Here is a 16,639-nt window from a genome sequence, read left to right as displayed (position 1 = left end):
TCAGCGCAGATTCGGACGGCGTCCCTTGGTGCGGATTATACGGGCAAGCCGCATACGGCTTCCCTCGCCGGCGAAAGCCTGCACGACAGCCGGAACGTCCACGGGATGATCCGGCACGATCGGTGCCTTGACGGCGATGCCATCCTCGATCTGCAGGATGCTGTCGTAGAACGAGGCGCCATTTGCGGCTCTTGGCGGCTCCGGTTCATGCATGATGCTGATGACGGTGATGCCGGAGCAATTGTCCTTGATGGTCTGGTGGAAGGCAATCCTGGCTTCCGGATCGAGCGCGCCGGTCGCCTCGTCGAGGAAGAGAATGCCGGGCTGCAGCAGCAGGATGCGGGCAAGCATCAGCTTCTGCTTCTGGCCGCCGGACAGGACCTGATCCCACACCTTGCCCTCGCGGGACTCTTCGGTCAGGTATTCGATGAATTCCCCGAGGCCAGCCTTGTGAAGCGCCGCCGCGGCACGCGCATCCGAGTAGGCATCCTCGCCGTCAGGTAGGCAGACCAGCCGCTTCAGCGAAATCTGCGGCAGCTTCACGTCCTGGGCGGCATAATAGGAGCGGAAGCCCTCCGGGAACACGATCTCGCCATGGCCATAGGGCCACAATCCGTTGATCGCCTTGATCAGGCTGGTCTTGCCGCAGCCCGACTCGCCCTTGATGAGGGTCCACTCGCCACGGCGGAACCGAAGGTTGCTCGCCGCGACGAACGGAGCAACCCCATCGCCCTGATGCTTCAGTTCGAGCTGCTTGACGGTCAGGCCGAAGACCGGATGCTGCGTGGCGTAGCGGAAATCGGCCTCGCCGGTCTGACGATAAAAATCCTGCGGCTGCTGCACGTTTTCGATCGCCTTGGCGAGGTCGGTGACACGCTTGACGTTTGCCTTCAGCGTGGCGATCGCCGGCATCTCCTTGATGAGCCAGGAGCATTGGAAGATCAGCGAATGCACCAGTTCGGAACCGGTTATGTAGCTCTTGAGGTTGATCTGGTCGTTGGCGTAGGGCGCCAGTCCAGGGGCGTAGGCGACGATCCTTGCCGCCACGAAGCTGTAGATGTTCTCGAACGACATGTATCCCGCGTTGATCCAGTTGAGGCGTGCCCAGGTGCGGTCAACGTCGGTGTAGAGCCGGTCGTTTATTTCCTTCTGAACATTCTCGCCACGCGAGGCCGCGACATGGAAACTGCGGCGCAGAAAGGTCGTCAGTTCAGCGCGATAGCTGCCTTCCACCTGCTGGATGGCGATGGTCAGCCGCTGCAGCACGCCTCCAAGCTTCAAGGCGATCAGGGTATTCACCGGTACGTAGACCGCCACCACGGTCAATGCCAGCACCGCGCCGCCGTATTCGCCGAGGAATTCCAGGCCCCGGATCTCCGTCGAGGTCTCGAGCAGCTTCTGTCCAACGAAGAACAACGAGGTGGCGACTGCGATCACGCCCATCGCCAGGCCGATCGCGCCACCAGTCATCTGCTTGATGGAGTCCTGCACGCGCTGGTCGATATTGTCGGGAGCGTCGGGCGACAGTCCCTCGCGATCCTTTGCCGCGTGCTGCAGGTGGAAATGGGTGTGGTTGGCGTCAAGCAGTGCCTGATTGAAACGATCGTTCAGCCAGCCGCGCCATTTCCGATGCAGGGTCGTTGAAAAATAGTGTCGGATGCCAACGAACGCGATTTCCTTGAACACCACCAGTGTGACGAGCATGCCGGCGCTGCTGAGCAAGGTCTCGAGCGGAGAGAGATTGAGGGGGTTGTGGAAAAAGGCGATCGAATTGACCAACTCGCCCGAGGCTTCGGCGATCCAGACGCCGGCTTTGCTGGATATGGCGGTTAGAAGGACAATAACCGTCGTTAGCGCCCAGGCTTCCTTCCAGCGGTCCGAAAACCAGTAGGCCCGCATAAGGCCCCAGAAGCCGCGCATCGAAGAAACTGGTGTCGCCGGAGGAGGCCGCGAACCGCCATTCCACCATTTGTCGACCAGAGCTGGTAGCGGCCTTGCGGCCAGTACCCGAATCACAACGAATCCCACCCTCATATTTTTTTGTTACAAGAGAGTAACACAATTTGATTATTTGCAAATTGCTTATTCCCAAGCCTTTCGACCTGTGATGGAATTGCAACGGTTTTTCCGCCGATACGGTTAACCCTGAGGGGGCGTGACCTTGCGGGCCGCGCCGCGCTTGAGGCCAAGCTGACGTTCTCGCCAGATGATGAAGATGCCGGCAGCCACGACGATCGCGCCGCCCACCAGCATGTGGATCGTCGGCACGTCGCCGAACGCCAGGTAGCCGATGATGATGCCGAGGATCATCGAGGTGTACTCGAAGGGCGCGACCGTCGAGGCCTCGGCGTGGCGATAGGCCTCCGTCATCAGGATCTGGGCAATGCCGCCGCAAAAGCCGGCGGCGATCAGGAACAGGGCCTGCTGCGTGGTCAGGGCCTGCCAGCCGAACGGCAGCGTCAACAGCCCGACCACGCTTGCGGTCAAGGAAAACCACAGCACGATCGTCGCCGTCCTTTCGGTTTTGACGAGGTTGCGGACAAGCAGCAGCGCGACCGCCGAAATGCCGGCGGCGACAAGCGCCGCGGCAACGCCGACGGCCTGCTGGTTGCTCATCCCGCCGGGCGAATCCAGCAAGGTGAGGTTCGGCCACGAGACGATGAAGACCCCGATCATGCCGACGAAAACGGCACTCCAGCGGTAGACCCAGATTTTTTCACCGATGAACAGCGCACTGAAGACGACGACGAGCAGCGGCTGCGCGTAGTTGAGCGTGATCGCCTCCGGCAGCGGCAGTCGGGTCAACGCAAAGAAACCCAGCGCCATCGACGTGACCCCGACGCCACCGCGAAGAATGTGGTTGAGCGGCCTTGCCGTGACCAGCGCGGTGCGCAATTCCTTCTGGTAGGCCAGGAAGATCAGGATCGGGAAGATCGCGAAAAACGAACGGAAGAAAACGATCTGGCCAGCCGGCAGCTGGCCTGACGCCTTGATGAAGGAGGACATGCCAACGAAGATCGCGACCGAGATCACCTTCAGCGCGATCCCCTTCAGCGGGTTTCCGGTGTCTATTTCCTCGGCTGCCGAAGGCTCGTCTTTGTGATCATGCATTCTCGGCGAGCCGTGGATCGTCTCCGCCGGCCGGCGGAGGATGAGGGGAGAAACCCGCAAGGCCTCAATCCGAGGTTTTCGCGGCCTGGATGGCGTTCCAGATTCGGTCGGGTGTTGCCGGCATATCGATATGCCGGATTCCGTAGGCGCGATAGAGCGCGTCGGTGACTGCGTTCAATGTCGATGGCGTCGCACCGATCGTACCGGCTTCGCCGGCACCCTTGATGCCAAGCGCATTGGTGGTCGAAGGCACGTTGCGCGTTTCGAAATTGAATGAGGGAACGGTGTCGGCGCGCGGCATGCCGTAGTCCATGAAGCTTGCCGTCAGCAACTGGCCGTCATCCGAATAGACGGTGTTTTCGGTGAGCGCCTGGCCGATGCCCTGGACGACGCCGCCATGGATCTGCCCGGCCAGCAGAATCGGATTCACCGTCACACCGAAATCGTCAACGATCGTGTAGGCGACGATCTCCGTGTGGCCCGTCTCAGGATCGATCTCGACTTCGCAGATATGGGTGCCGTTCGGATAGGTATTTTCCTGCTGCACGAATTCGCCGAAGCCCCTGATGTCCTCGGGTTTCTTTGCCGCTTTGGCGATGCCGGCGAAATCCATCGACCGATCAGTGCCAACGATGCGGGCAATGCCGTCGACCAGTTCGATGTCGGCTGCCGATGCCTCGAGTTCGTCAGCGGCGATCTTCTTTATCTTTTCGGCCAGATCCTCGCCGGCGCGCGCCGCTGAAACGCCGCCGAGCGGAATCGAGCGCGAACCGCCGGTGCCGCCACCATCGGCCAGGCGGTCGGTGTCGCCCTGATGCAGGCGGACGCGTGAAATGTCGATGTTGAGCTTCTCGGCGATGAATTGTGCATAGGCCGTCGCATGCCCCTGCCCGTTCGACTGCGTGCCGATCAGTAGCGTCACCGAGCCGTCGCCGTTCAGTTCGACATGCGCTGGTTCCGAACCCGAAAATGCGCATGCCTCGACATAGGTGGCCATGCCGATGCCGCGGATTTTCCCGGCCGCGTTCGATTGCTTCAGCCGTTCGGGAAACTGAGTCCATCCTGCGCGTTGCATGGCGAGGTTCATGTGGCCCTCGAACTCGCCATTGTCGTAGAGACGGTCGGTCTGGGTGCGATAGGGGAACTGCTCGGGACGGATGAAATTACGGCGCCTGATTTCGTCGCGCGGCAGGTCCATGTCGCGTGCGCAGGCATCGACCAGCTTTTCAAGCAGGAAAGCCGCCTCGGGACGGCCGGCGCCGCGATAGGCGTCGACCGGACAGGTGTTCGTGTAGACGCCCGTCGCCGAAACGTCGATCGCCTCGATGTCGTAGACGCCGGTCGACATGGAAACGCCGACAACGGGGATGAACGGGCCATACTGCGAGACATAAGCGCCGAGGTTCGCGAGAAGCTCGACCTTCAAACCGAGGAAGCGGCCCGTCTTGTCCATGGCCATTTCCGCCGCGACGACATTGTCGCGGCCTTGCGCGTCGGTGAGGAAGTGCTCGGTACGGTCGCCCGCCCACTTGACCGGCCGGCCCAGGCGCTTGGCCGCCTCCAGAACCAGTGCGTATTCGCGGTAGACGAAGGTCTTCGGACCGAAGCCGCCGCCGACATCCGGCGTGACGACGCGCATCTTGTCCTTTTTTATCCCGAACAGATCGGCCAGGATTTTTCGCATGGAGTGCACGCCCTGCGAACCGGTCGTCAGCACGAAACGGTCTTCATTGGCATTCCACTCGCCGATCGCCGAACGCGCCTCCATGTAATTGCAGACCAGCCGGTTGTTGACGAATTCGATGCGGGTGACGTTGTCGGCCTTGGCGAAGGCCCGGTCTGTCTTTGATTTGTTGCCGATGTGGTAATTGAACGCGCGGTTGGAGCCGAGTTCCGGCCAGACCAGCGGCGTATCCGCATCGAGCGCCGTTGCCGTGCCCGAGGCGGCCGCCTCGGCATCGTATTCGATCTCGATCAGCTCCGCGGCATCCTGCGCCAGTTGCCGGCTGTCGGCGACGACGAATGCGACGGCGTCGCCGACATATTGAACCCGGTCGCGGCAAAGGATCGGGATGTCCCGGGTGGGCGCGAGCGTGCCGTCGGGCTGCGGCTGCATCACGTCGGACTTCAGGTCGCCGATATGGGCGAGATCCTTGCCGGTCAGCACCAGATGCACGCCCGGCGCAGCCTTCGCCGCCTCGACTGAGCCGATCGAGAACGTCGCCTTGGCCGTCGGCGAGCGCAGCACATATCCGTGCAGTGCCCTTGCCGGCGAAATGTCGTCGGTGTAGCGGCCCTTGCCGAGGATGAAAGCTTCGTCTTCAAGGCGCAGGACGGAAGCGCCCATCCCGAATTTCGGCGTGACGACGGTCATGACTGCTCCGAGGGATGATTTGAGGGCGAGACAGAAATATGCCCTGTTTCAGTTTTGTCGAGGGGGCTTGGCATGTAAAGGGCATTTTCCCGTTTTTGTTGTACCAGCCCGGAATGACAGCTAAACCGCCACAGCCTCCGCATGGTCCTCGAAATTGCAGGTCCTGGAAACGGATCAGGCGTAAACAAAGATTGGCAGGTGGACGGATTGTCCGGCAACCTGCCAAGGCGACGACAGGAAAGCGTTCTAAATGCGTTCAGATACCGGTCAGGTCTTCCGCCTCGAAGACTATCGCCCAAGCGACTATCTCATCCCGCGCACACATCTCGCCTTTCGGCTGTCGCCGGAAAACACGCTTGTCACAGCAGAACTGACGATCGAGCGACGCGACGGCGTCGCCAGGAATGCGCCGCTGGTGCTCGACGGCGACGAACTGATGCTGAAATCCGTCAGGATCGACGGTAAGGCGCTCGACAATTCGGCCTACAAGGCAACACCGGACCAACTCATCATCAAAAAGCCGCCAGCCGGCAAAAAATTCGTCGTTTCCATCGAGACATCGCTCAATCCAGCGAAAAACGAAAAGCTGATGGGCCTTTACCGCTCCAGCAATGTCTATTGCACGCAGTGCGAGGCCGAAGGCTTTCGCCGCATTACCTATTTCCTCGACCGTCCGGACATCCTCTCGGTCTACACGGTACGCGTCGAGGCCGATCGCGGCGAGGCGCCACTGCTGCTTGCCAATGGCAATCCCGGCGAGAAAGGTACGTTGCCGGACGGACGGCACTACGCGGTCTGGGAAGATCCGTTTCCGAAACCATCCTATCTCTTCGCGCTCGTCGCAGGCGATCTCGGTCGCGTTGGCGATACATTCGTCACCGCATCCGGCCGCAATGTCGAACTCGGCATCTATGTCGAACACGGCAAGGAGGCGCGCGCCGCCTACGCCATGGACGCATTGAAGCGCTCGATGAGATGGGACGAGGAGGCGTTCGGCCGCGAATACGACCTCGACGTCTTCAACATCGTCGCTGTGTCCGATTTCAACATGGGCGCAATGGAGAACAAGGGCCTTAACCTGTTCAACGACAAGTACGTGCTTGCCGACGAAGAGACGGCCACCGACGCGGACTTCGCCAATATCGAGGCGATCATCGCGCACGAATATTTTCATAATTGGACAGGCAACAGAATCACTTGCCGCGACTGGTTCCAGCTCTGCCTGAAGGAAGGACTGACCGTATTCCGCGATCACGAATTCTCGGCCGACCAACGCTCGCGGGCCGTCAAGCGTATCGCCGAGGTCCGCACCTTGCGGGCGCATCAGTTCCCCGAGGACCAGGGGCCGCTGGCGCATCCGGTGCGGCCGCGGCGCTACCGCGAGATCAACAATTTCTATACGGCGACCGTCTACGAGAAGGGTTCCGAGGTCGTCCGCATGATCCGGACCATACTGGGGGCGGAACTATTCCGCGCCGGCATGGACCTCTATTTCGAGCGACACGACGGCGACGCCGCCACGATCGAGGACTTCCTCAAGGTCTTCGAAGACGTTTCGGGACGCGACCTTTCGCAGTTCGCGCTCTGGTATCACCAGGCAGGAACGCCGAACCTCAGCGTCACGTCATCGCACAACCCGACAACCGCCGAGTTCACGCTCGAGATCGAGCAGTCGGTGCCGCCGACGCCGTCCGAGAGCCGCAAGCGGCTCATGCACATCCCGGTCGTCTTCGGCCTCGTCGGTTCGGACGGCGAGGATATCGCCTACGAAAGCGTCGAGGGCGCCACGGTGGACAATGGCGTGATCCATCTCAGGAAGCGCCGCCACACGGTTCGCTTCTCAGGGGTGAAGGCACGCCCCGCAGTCTCGCTCAATCGGGGTTTCTCGGCACCGGTCACGCTCGCCATCGAGCAAAAGCCGGAAGGCCATCATTTCCTGGCACGGTATGACAGCGACCTGTTCTCGCGCTGGCAGTCGCTGAATACGCTGTTCACGGATGCCTTGATTTCGGGTTTCCGGAAACGGCGCGGCGGCAAAGCCCTCGACTATCCGGCCGAACTGGCGGCGCTCGTGGGCGATATCGCGGCGGACGACGATCTTGAGCCCGCCTATCGCGCGCTGGCGCTGACCTTGCCCGGCGAAGCGGATATCGCCCGCGAGATCGGCACCAATATCGATCCGGATTGCGTATTCGAGGCTCGCGACGCACTGGCGCTTTCGATCGCCAAGACCAATGCGGACCGTTTTGCCAGCCTCCTGGGCAGGCTGCGCAACAAGGGCGAATTCAGTCCCGACGCCGCGAGCGCCGGCCGCAGGGCGCTCAAAAACGTGCTTCTCGATTATCTGTCGGTTGCCTCGGGCGATCCGGCGCTCGCCGAACGGGAATTCATCGACGCCACCAACATGACTGACCGTGCCGCAGCGCTCACCGTTCTCGCGCATCGCTTTGCCGGATCGCCGCAGACCGTTGCGGCGCTCGCTGCATTCGAGCAGCGCTTTCATTCCGATGCGCTGGTGCTCGACAAATGGTTCCAGATCCAGGCCGCGGCGCCTGGACCGGCTTCCGTCGACACGGTCGCCGCACTGATGAAGCATCCCACCTTCTCGCTCGCCAATCCGAACCGCGTGCGCTCACTCGTAGGCACTTTTGCAACAGCCAACCAGACCGGGTTCCATCGCGCCGACGGCGCCGGCTACAAGCTCTTTGCAGATACGGTCCTGGCGGTCGAGAAGCGCAACCCGCAAGTGGCGGCCAGATTGGCCACCGCCTTGCGGTCATGGCGCTCGCTGGAGCCGACCCGGCAGGGCAAGGCCCGGCAGACGCTGCTCGCGATCGCCGCGACGGAAGGGCTGTCGGCTGACCTGCGCGATATCGTCGAGCGCACGCTCGCCTGAGGCTGCAACGACGGTTGAAGCTTGCCCGGCGCAATAAAAATCGCGTCAATCGATGTTTTTTCGCTCCAGCCTATGGACAAGGCGAATCACCTTTGATTCTTTACTGAAGATTCGGATGTGCGGTGTTCCGGATCGTCAACAGCAAACCAAGGTTGGGGAGCCGGGTTATGGCAAAGGCGGACGCGTGGCTCGCGGCCGGAGGGCGGATTTTTTCCAAACGCAAGAGTACGCGCGAAAGCAGTCTTGCGGGCAACGCCCGCATCATCGCAGAACCCGCCTATAGAAGGCTGCTTGCAGCAGAACCGGTCCTGCGCCGATCCATCCCAACCCTGATCGTCATCTTCCTGACTGTTGTCGCTGCCGCGCGTTTCATGTCGCTGATGGCCTGGCACGACGATGTCGAGCGCAACGCGAAGGCGGTGCTCGGCCTCGCGTCGGGCGAACTCGTCAATGCGCTGATGCTGGCGAAGGCCGACGGCGACCCCCTGCCCCGCATCCATCAGGACCTGCTCGAGCGCACCGGCCAGCATGGCTCAATGGGAAACCGGTACATCCTGGCGGTCACGGACAAGACGTTCACGGTGCTCGCCGCGACGCCTGAATCGGCTCAACTGGAGGGCAAGTCTCTGCCGACGCTGATCAGCGGCGGGCAGCCTCTCTTTATGTTCGGCGAACGCGCCGGCGTGATGGAGGTGACGATCGACGGTGCGGAATGGTTCGCATCCGTCGGGCTGACCGACAACCGCGACGGCGCTGCGGTCGCGCTGATTTCCCAGGACGCCGTGTTCACGGAGTGGCGCAAGACCGTGTCGCTGAACGTCTCGCTGTTCGTGCTGACCTCGGGCATCCTCATCATCATCCTCTACGCCTATTTCAGCCAGGCGGCGCGCGCGCAGGCCGCCGACCGCATCTACCTCGAAGCGCATCAGCGGATCGACCTCGCGCTGGTGCGCGGCCGCTGCGGCCTGTGGGACTGGGACATGGTGCGCGGCAAGATGTACTGGTCGCGCTCGATGTACGACATGCTCGGCTATGAGCACTGCGACACGATGCTGTCGTTCGGCGATGTGGCGGAGATCATTCACGCGGAAGACGGCGACCTTTTCCACCTCGCCAACCGCATCGTTTCGCGGGAAGTCGACCATATCGACCAGATTTTCCGCATGAAACACGCCAACGGTCAGTGGGTCTGGGTGCGCGCCCGTGCCCAGGTGGTCGATCCCGACGCTTCGGAAATCCAGTTGATCGGCATCGCCGTTGACGTTACCGAACAGCGCAACCTGGTGCAGCGTTCGGAGGTGGCGGATCTGCGACTGCGCACCGCCATCGAAAACATCACCGAATCCTTCGTGCTCTGGGACGCCACCAACCGCCTGGTCATGTGCAACACCAAATACCAGCAGGACAGCGGGCTGTCCGAGCGCGACGTGGTGCCGGGCGTAAATCGGGAGATGCTGGAAGGCAGGATGGTACCGCTGGCATCGGAGCGGCGACTGGCCAGCGCCAACGGGCCGCGCGGCGCGGCAACCTATGAACGCCAGCTGGCCGACGGCCGCTGGCTGCAGGTCAACGAGTTGAGAACCCGCGACGGCGGCACCGTTTCGGTGGGCTCCGACATCACCCAGATGAAGCAGCACCAGGAGAAACTCGTCGACAGCGAGCGGCGGCTTATGGCGACGATCCACGACCTCAGCCTAGCGCGGAAGGCCGAACAGGAGCGCGCCCGCGAACTGGTCGACCTCAACCGGAAATACATGAAGGAAACCGAACGCGCCGAGGCGGCAAACCGGGCGAAGTCGGAATTCCTCGCCAACATGTCGCACGAATTGCGCACGCCGCTTAATGCAATCATCGGCTTTTCGGAACTCATGCAATCCGCGCTTTTCGGACCGCTCGGATCGGACCGCTACAAGGAATATGTCGGCGACATCCATTCGAGCGGCAATTATCTGCTTGGCGTCATCAACGACATCCTCGACATGTCGAAGATCGAGGCAGGTCAGTTTTCGATGGACCGCGAGGAGATCGATCTTTGCCCGCTGATCCGCGAGACGGTCCGCGTCGTCTCGCTGCAGGCGGCGCAGAAATCGATCACCGTCGAAACCAAGATCGCCGATACGATGCGGCTGGTCGCCGACCGGCGGGCGGTGAAGCAAATCGCCCTGAACCTCCTGTCGAACGCGGTGAAATTCACCGGCCAGGGCGGCCACATCCTGGTTCGCGCCCGCAACGTGTCGGGCGCCATGATGCTGACGATCGAGGACAATGGCTGCGGCATCCCGCGCGAGGCGCTGACGAAGCTGGGGCGGCCATTCGAGCAGGTGCAGAACCAGTTCTCGAAAAACCACACCGGTTCGGGCCTCGGCCTGGCGATTTCCCGCTCGCTTGCCGAACTGCACGGCGGCGCGCTGAAGATCCGCTCGACGGAAGGCGTCGGCACCATCGTCTCGGTGCGCATCCCGGTGCGGAAGCTATCCGCCAGGGCCATGAAGAAGGCGGCCTAGCCCAAGGTTTGGCCGCCTTGCTCGCTGGGCAGTGCGCGTTCTCCCGTCTCCATCAAAAGACGGGAGAAGCCGTTTCGGGGCTGTTACTTGCCCTGACGCCCTTGCCAGCGGCGGGGCATCTCTTCCTTGACGATCTTGCCGTCGTCGTTGCGGTCCAACAGCGCGAACCTCTTTTTCTGCCGCGATTCGATCTCGGCAGTCGTCAGCGCGCCGTCGCCGTCCGTATCGAAACGCTGGACGATCCGACGCGCCATCCGTTCGGCGCGCATGCGTTCGATTTCCGACGCGATCTCGCCGACGGTCATCTTGCCGTCCTTGTCGGCGTCGGCGTTGCCGATGCGATTTTTCATCGCCGCGGCGAACTCCTCGAACGTGACGTCGCCGCTTGAATCGGCGTCCGCCCGCTCGAAGCGCATACCCTGGCGTCCATCACGCCGGCCGTCGCGATCCGCGGCAAAGGCCGTGGATCCCGCGGCACCTGCAATGGCGAGAAAGGTAAGGGCGATCTTGGTCGACTTCTTCATTGTCTTCTCCTCGTTGCACCGTACCCCCGATGCAATTGGAAACACCAACCCGGCTTCCCATCGCCGGCATTACTGCTTCCCACGTAGCAGAAGGTCGAAATCGCTTCGCACCTTCCGCGCCGTCTCCTGAACATGTGCCTCCAGCACGCGAAAATCAGGAAGGTCCGTCGTCCCCAGAAGCAGGTCGGAAAGACCTGGCGGAACGTCATCCGGTTCGAACGCGCCCGTCAGGCACAGCCTGATCATCTGCGTCAGCGCCGAAAAAAGCGCATGGGCTTCGACAAGCTCCTGCCTCACATGGGCATCGGCAATCTCGGGCGCAAGCCGCGCCAGAATTTCTTGTGTCGAGGTCGTCCGCTGCTTGCCCGAAACCTGCCCGGCCAGGACGGCACACTGCGCGATGAACTCGAGATCGATCAGTCCGCCTGGGATGAGTTTCAGGTCCCATTTGTCATGCGGCGGCTTTTCTTTCTCGATCAGCGCGCGCATGTCCGCCGCTTCCCTGGCGAGCTTCACTCGGTCTCGCGGCAGCGCCAGGATAGCCTCGATCTCCTCCTCCAGGACGTCGACAAGGCCTGGGTCTCCCGCGACCGGCCGCGCCCGCGTCAGCGCCATGTGTTCCCAGGTCCACGCGTCGTTGCGCTGGTATTTGCTGAAGGCCGAGAAATGCGTCGCCACCGGCCCCTTGTTTCCGGAAGGCCGCAGCCTGAGGTCCAGTTCGTAGAGTACCCCTTCCGCGGTCGGCGCGGATACCGCGGCGATCAGGCGCTGCGTCAGCCGCGAGTAGTAATGGGAGGGCGCCATCGGCTTTTCGCCGTCGGACTCGTCGGCATCCTCGTCGTGATCGTAGAGCAGGATCAGGTCGACGTCGGAGCCGGCCGTCAGCTCGCGGCTGCCAAGCTTGCCCATCCCGAGGATGACCGCCCTGCCCCCCGGCACCTTGCCGTGCCTGACGGCGAATTCCGCTGAAACCGCGTCGAGCGCCGAACCGATCGTCAGGTCGGCGAGGTCCGAGAACGCCGTGCCGGCGCGCGCCGCGTCGATCGATCCGGTAAGCAGCCGCACGCCGATCAGGAATTTCTGCTCCGCGGCAAAGATGCGCAGCCGGTCGAGGATATCCTCGTAGAGCACGGCGCTGTCGAGAAACGCCGAAAGCCGCCCCGCAAGATAGGCCCGGTCCGGCAATTCCGACAAAAGCAGCGGATCGAGCAGCCCGTCGAAGACATGCGGCCGCCGGGTGATGATGGCGGCCAGCCTCGGTGCGGTACCCATGATCGTCGCCAGCAGCTTCAAAAGTGCCGGGTTGGATTGCAGCAGCGAGAAAAGCTGGATGCCCGCCGGCAGCCCGGCAAGGAATTCGTCGAAGCGCAGCAGCGCCTCGTCGGCCCGTTTCGTCTGCCCGAAAGCGCCAAGCAGCGCCGGCGTCAGTTCGGTCAGCCGCTCGCGCGCCTCGGCCGATTGCGTGGCGCGATAGCGGCCGAAATGCCAGCCACGAATGACGCGGCAGATGTCGCTCGGCCGCTGGAAGCCGAGATTGGCAAGCGTCTGCAACGTGTCGGGATCGTCGACATCGCCTGTGAACACGAGATTGCCGACATCGCCGGAAAGCTGCGGGGCGGTCTCGAACAGCGCGGCATAGTGACGTTCGACCAGTTGCAGCGACTTGCGGAACGCGGTGGCAAATTCCTCGCCGCTGGCGAAGCCCAGGATCCTGGCGATGCGCTCGATGCCCTCGTCGTCTTCCGGCAGTGTGTGTGTCTGCTCGTCGGCCACCATCTGGATCGCGTGCTCGACGCTGCGCAGGAACCAGTACTGGGCGGCCAGCGCGTCGCGCGCATCGGCTGTGATCCAGCCGTGCGACGCCAGTTCGCCAAGCATCGGCACCGTCTCGCGTCCCCGCAATTCCCGAAAGCGGCCGCCGGCGATCAGCTGCTGCGTCTGCACGAAGAACTCGATCTCGCGGATGCCGCCGCGGCCGAGCTTCACATTGTGGCCCTTGACGGCGATTTCGCCGTGCCCCCTGTGGGCGTGGATCTGTCGCTTGATCGAATGCACGTCCGCGATCGCCGCGTAGTCCATGTATTTGCGCCAGACATAAGGCTGCAATTCCTTGAGGAATGCTTCGCCCGCCTTGATGTCGCCGGCGACCGGGCGCGCCTTGATCATCGCGGCGCGTTCCCAGTTCTGGCCGCGGCCCTCGTAGTAGTTCAGCGCCGCCTCGACCGGGATCGCCAGCGGCGTCGAACCGGGATCGGGGCGCAGACGCAAATCGGTGCGGAAGACATAACCGTGCTCGGTGCGATCCTGCAGGATGCGCACGAGGCGGCGCGTCAACTTGGCGAACAGATCGACGGATTCGAACGGATCGGGGATCGCCGGTGCATGCGGATCGACAAAGACGATCAGGTCGATGTCCGACGAAAAATTGAGTTCATGCGCGCCGAGCTTGCCCATGCCGAGAATGATCCAGCCGGAGCCTGTAGCCGGGCGCTTCGGGTCCGGCAGTTTCAGCTTGCCTTGGCTATCCGCGTCGCCGAGCAGGAAATCGACGGCAGCGCCGACACAGGCATCTGCCAGGTCCGACAACCGCCTGACCGTCCTCTCGGTGGTCGCCTCGCCCGCGAGATCGGCAAGCGCGATCAGAAAATGCGCCTCGGTCTTCAGGGTACGCAGATCCTTCATCAGGCTCGCTTCGGAGACCTCGGCCCCGACACAGCATTTCCTGATCGCCTGAAGTATCGTCGCCAGGCGGTCATCGATGGAAAGATCGAGCAGCCGGTCGAGAATCTCGGGCTGGCGGCGCGCGCAATCACGCATGAACGGCGACAGATCAAAGACCGCTCCAAGGAAGTTGGCCGCCGCGCTTTTTCCGGCCAGAAGTTTTGCCAGACGCGGCAGCCCCCCGTCTCTTGCGGCTTCCGCCAGATCGGCCAGTTCCTGACGGGCGTCGTCGGCATCGAGCGGGACGAGTTTTCGCGGCGGCGTATCGAACCAGCCGCCGCTCGACTGTTTTTTCTTCACCTTCGCCGAAGCCGCCGTCATCCGCCGCCTTTCATGTCGGGAAACACCATGGTGACGGATAATCCCGGATCATTGGCGGAAAGATCAAGCTGCCCGCCATGGAAACGCACGATTGCCTTGGCGAGGCTCAGGCCAAGGCCCGACCCCGGCTGCGAGCGGCTTTCCTCCAGCCGCACGAACCGTTCGGTGGCGCGCTGGCGGTCGGCCTCATCCGGGATGCCCGGCCCGTTGTCCGAGATCTGGAGCCGGATCTCGTTTCCCGTTTTTTCGAGCGATACGATCACGCGCGGGTTTTCCGACGCGCCGGCCGAATATTTTATCGCGTTGTCGACGACGTTGGAGAGCGCCTGGCCGATCAGCTCGCGATTGCCGTCGACGACGAACGAACCGTCGACTGAAGCCTCGAGGGCGACGCCGACGTCTTCGGCGGCCGGCTCGTAAAGTTCCACGACGTCGCGCACGGCATCGGCCAGATCGACCTTGGTCACCGACTCGGCCGAATAGCCGGCCTCGAGCCGCGAAATCATCAGGATGGCGTTGAAGGTGCGGATGAGTTGGTCGGATTCGGCAATCGTCGCCTCCAGCGCCTCGCGATATTCCACCGGCTTGCGTTTACCCGCCAGTGCAGCCTCGGCGCGGTTGCGCAACCTGGTAAGCGGCGTTTTCAAATCATGCGCGATGTTGTCGGAAACCTGCCGCAGTCCCTCGTTCAGGGTACCGATGCGGCCCAGCATGGCGTTGAGGTTTTCCGACAGGCGGTCGAATTCATCGCCCGCCCCGGTGACCGGCAGGCGGCGCGTCAGGTCGCCTTCCATGATGCGGGCGCTGGCTTCCGACACGCTGTCGATCCGTTTCAGGGCGCGGCGGCCGACGAAAAACCAGATCAGCAGCGCACCAAGGCACATCATGCCGAGCGCAAACATCAGAGCGCGCTGCACGACGACCTTGAACCGCTCCGGCTCGCCGAGATCGCGGCCAACGAGCATGATCATCTGGTTGGGCAGGCGTAGAACCACGGCGATCGCGTTGTGGCGGGCGTCGAGCGGCCGTGCACCCGGCTCCAGCGCAGCCCGGTTGCGCTCGCCACTGCCCTCGCCGAACCGCTGATAGGCAAAGGGCCGCTCGGTCCAGCCATCGATTTCGAGCACGCCGGCATCGAGGCTCTCGACATTGCCGGAAAGGATACGGCCGTTGGGATCGGCTATCAGATAAAGGTTGGCGCCAGGCTGCCGCGCCCGGCGCTCGATGGTCCGCACCAGCAGCGGCAGGCCGCCGCGCTGATAGGCCAACCCCAGTCCCTGCACCTCTTCATTGATCGTTTCCATCGTCTGGCCGGTCAGCATGCGCGCCGACAACGAGGTCATGTAAAAAACCAGCACCACCGCGCAGACGGCGAACAACAGCAGATAAAGTGCGGAAAGCCGCGCCGCCGTCGTTCGCATCATCGCGGTCAGCCTGGCGAGCATCAGCCGGCTTTCAGCATGTAACCGGCACCTCTCACCGTATGCAGGACGGGGCTGTCGAAGCCTTTCTCGATCTTGCCGCGCAGGCGCGAGACGTGGACGTCGATGACATTGGTCTGCGGGTCGAAATGGTAGTCCCAGACGTTTTCGAGCAGCATCGTGCGGGTGACGACCTGGCCGGCGTGCCGCATCAGATATTCGAGCAAGCGGAACTCGCGTGGCTGCAGCGTGATCTCCTTGCCGGCCCGGCGAACGGTGTGGGACAGCCGGTCGAGTTCGAGATCGCCGCTGCGATAGACCGTCTCCACCTCCTTGGTACCGGCGCGCCGGTTGAGCACTTCGACGCGCGCCAGAAGTTCGGAAAATGCGTAGGGCTTGGTGAGGTAGTCATCGCCGCCGGCGCGCAGGCCGGTGACCCGGTCATCCACTTCACCAAGCGCCGAAAGGATCAGCACGGGCGTCTTGTTGCCGTGAGAACGCAACTCGGCGATGACCGAAAGGCCATCGCGGCGCGGCAGCATGCGATCGACCACCAGCACATCATAGTCGCTGGAATCGGCAATCGCGAAACCGGTCTCGCCATCGGCGGCGAGATGGGCCGTATGACCGGCCTCGGACAAGGCCTTCTGCAGATAGTCCGCCGCCTCGCGGTCGTCTTCGATGACCAGAATCTTCATGGCTGTCTTATACGCGAAATCTTTTCCTGGTGCGGAGTCCATGAACTGCCCTCCTGGCGCATTGTCCGA

At 62.7% G+C, this 16,639-nt stretch carries 9 protein-coding genes; 2 read left to right on the top strand and 7 right to left on the bottom strand.

Annotated features, from left to right (window positions below; all coding sequences use genetic code 11):
• The 3 genes from OHD58_RS09025 to OHD58_RS09015 form a co-directional block, all read right to left on the bottom strand.
• Complete coding sequence (locus OHD58_RS09025) at positions 1–1,920, bottom strand: ABC transporter ATP-binding protein/permease (protein WP_263802873.1); 1,920 nt, start codon at positions 1,918–1,920, stop codon at positions 1–3.
• Between the two features lie 219 nt (positions 1,921–2,139).
• Positions 2,140–3,111: a DMT family transporter gene (locus OHD58_RS09020; RefSeq protein ID WP_263802872.1), complete on the bottom strand. Its 972-nt coding sequence runs from the start codon at positions 3,109–3,111 to the stop codon at positions 2,140–2,142.
• A gap of 64 nt (positions 3,112–3,175) precedes the next feature.
• Positions 3,176–5,485 (bottom strand): xanthine dehydrogenase family protein molybdopterin-binding subunit, encoded by a 2,310-nt coding sequence (locus OHD58_RS09015; protein ID WP_263802871.1) that lies wholly within the window; start codon positions 5,483–5,485, stop codon positions 3,176–3,178.
• Between the two features lie 250 nt (positions 5,486–5,735).
• On the opposite strand from OHD58_RS09015, the gene pepN reads away from it, so the two are divergent.
• A complete protein-coding gene (gene pepN / locus OHD58_RS09010) occupies positions 5,736–8,381 on the top strand; it encodes an aminopeptidase N (protein WP_263802870.1) in 2,646 nt (881 codons plus the stop codon).
• 167 nt (positions 8,382–8,548) lie between these two features.
• Entirely contained in the window at positions 8,549–10,885 is a 2,337-nt protein-coding gene (locus tag OHD58_RS09005) for a PAS domain-containing sensor histidine kinase (RefSeq protein ID WP_263802868.1), read from the top strand.
• A gap of 83 nt (positions 10,886–10,968) precedes the next feature.
• Here the strand turns inward: OHD58_RS09005 and OHD58_RS09000 are convergent, their stop codons facing one another.
• The 4 genes from OHD58_RS09000 to OHD58_RS08985 form a co-directional block, all read right to left on the bottom strand.
• Complete coding sequence (locus OHD58_RS09000) at positions 10,969–11,409, bottom strand: acid-shock protein (protein WP_263802867.1); 441 nt, start codon at positions 11,407–11,409, stop codon at positions 10,969–10,971.
• A gap of 69 nt (positions 11,410–11,478) precedes the next feature.
• A complete protein-coding gene (locus OHD58_RS08995; RefSeq protein ID WP_263802866.1) occupies positions 11,479–14,451 on the bottom strand; it encodes a bifunctional [glutamine synthetase] adenylyltransferase/[glutamine synthetase]-adenylyl-L-tyrosine phosphorylase in 2,973 nt (990 codons plus the stop codon).
• The gene (locus OHD58_RS08990) at positions 14,448–15,896 is read right to left on the bottom strand and encodes a sensor histidine kinase (RefSeq protein WP_263802865.1); all 1,449 of its coding nucleotides are present in this window, start codon (positions 15,894–15,896) and stop codon (positions 14,448–14,450) included. The genes OHD58_RS08995 and OHD58_RS08990 overlap by 4 nt, the downstream gene beginning before the upstream one ends.
• Positions 15,896–16,570, bottom strand: coding sequence for a response regulator transcription factor (locus tag OHD58_RS08985; protein WP_263802864.1), 675 nt, complete (start codon positions 16,568–16,570; stop codon positions 15,896–15,898). The genes OHD58_RS08990 and OHD58_RS08985 overlap by 1 nt, the downstream gene beginning before the upstream one ends.
• Positions 16,571–16,639 lie beyond the last annotated feature (69 nt).

It is taken from the genome of Mesorhizobium sp. ZC-5 (genome assembly GCF_025753855.1).
In the GTDB taxonomy this organism is placed as follows: Bacteria; Pseudomonadota; Alphaproteobacteria; order Rhizobiales; family Rhizobiaceae; genus Neomesorhizobium.
Note: the sequence above shows the minus strand (reverse complement) of the source record. Positions and strands in the feature narration are given on the sequence as shown.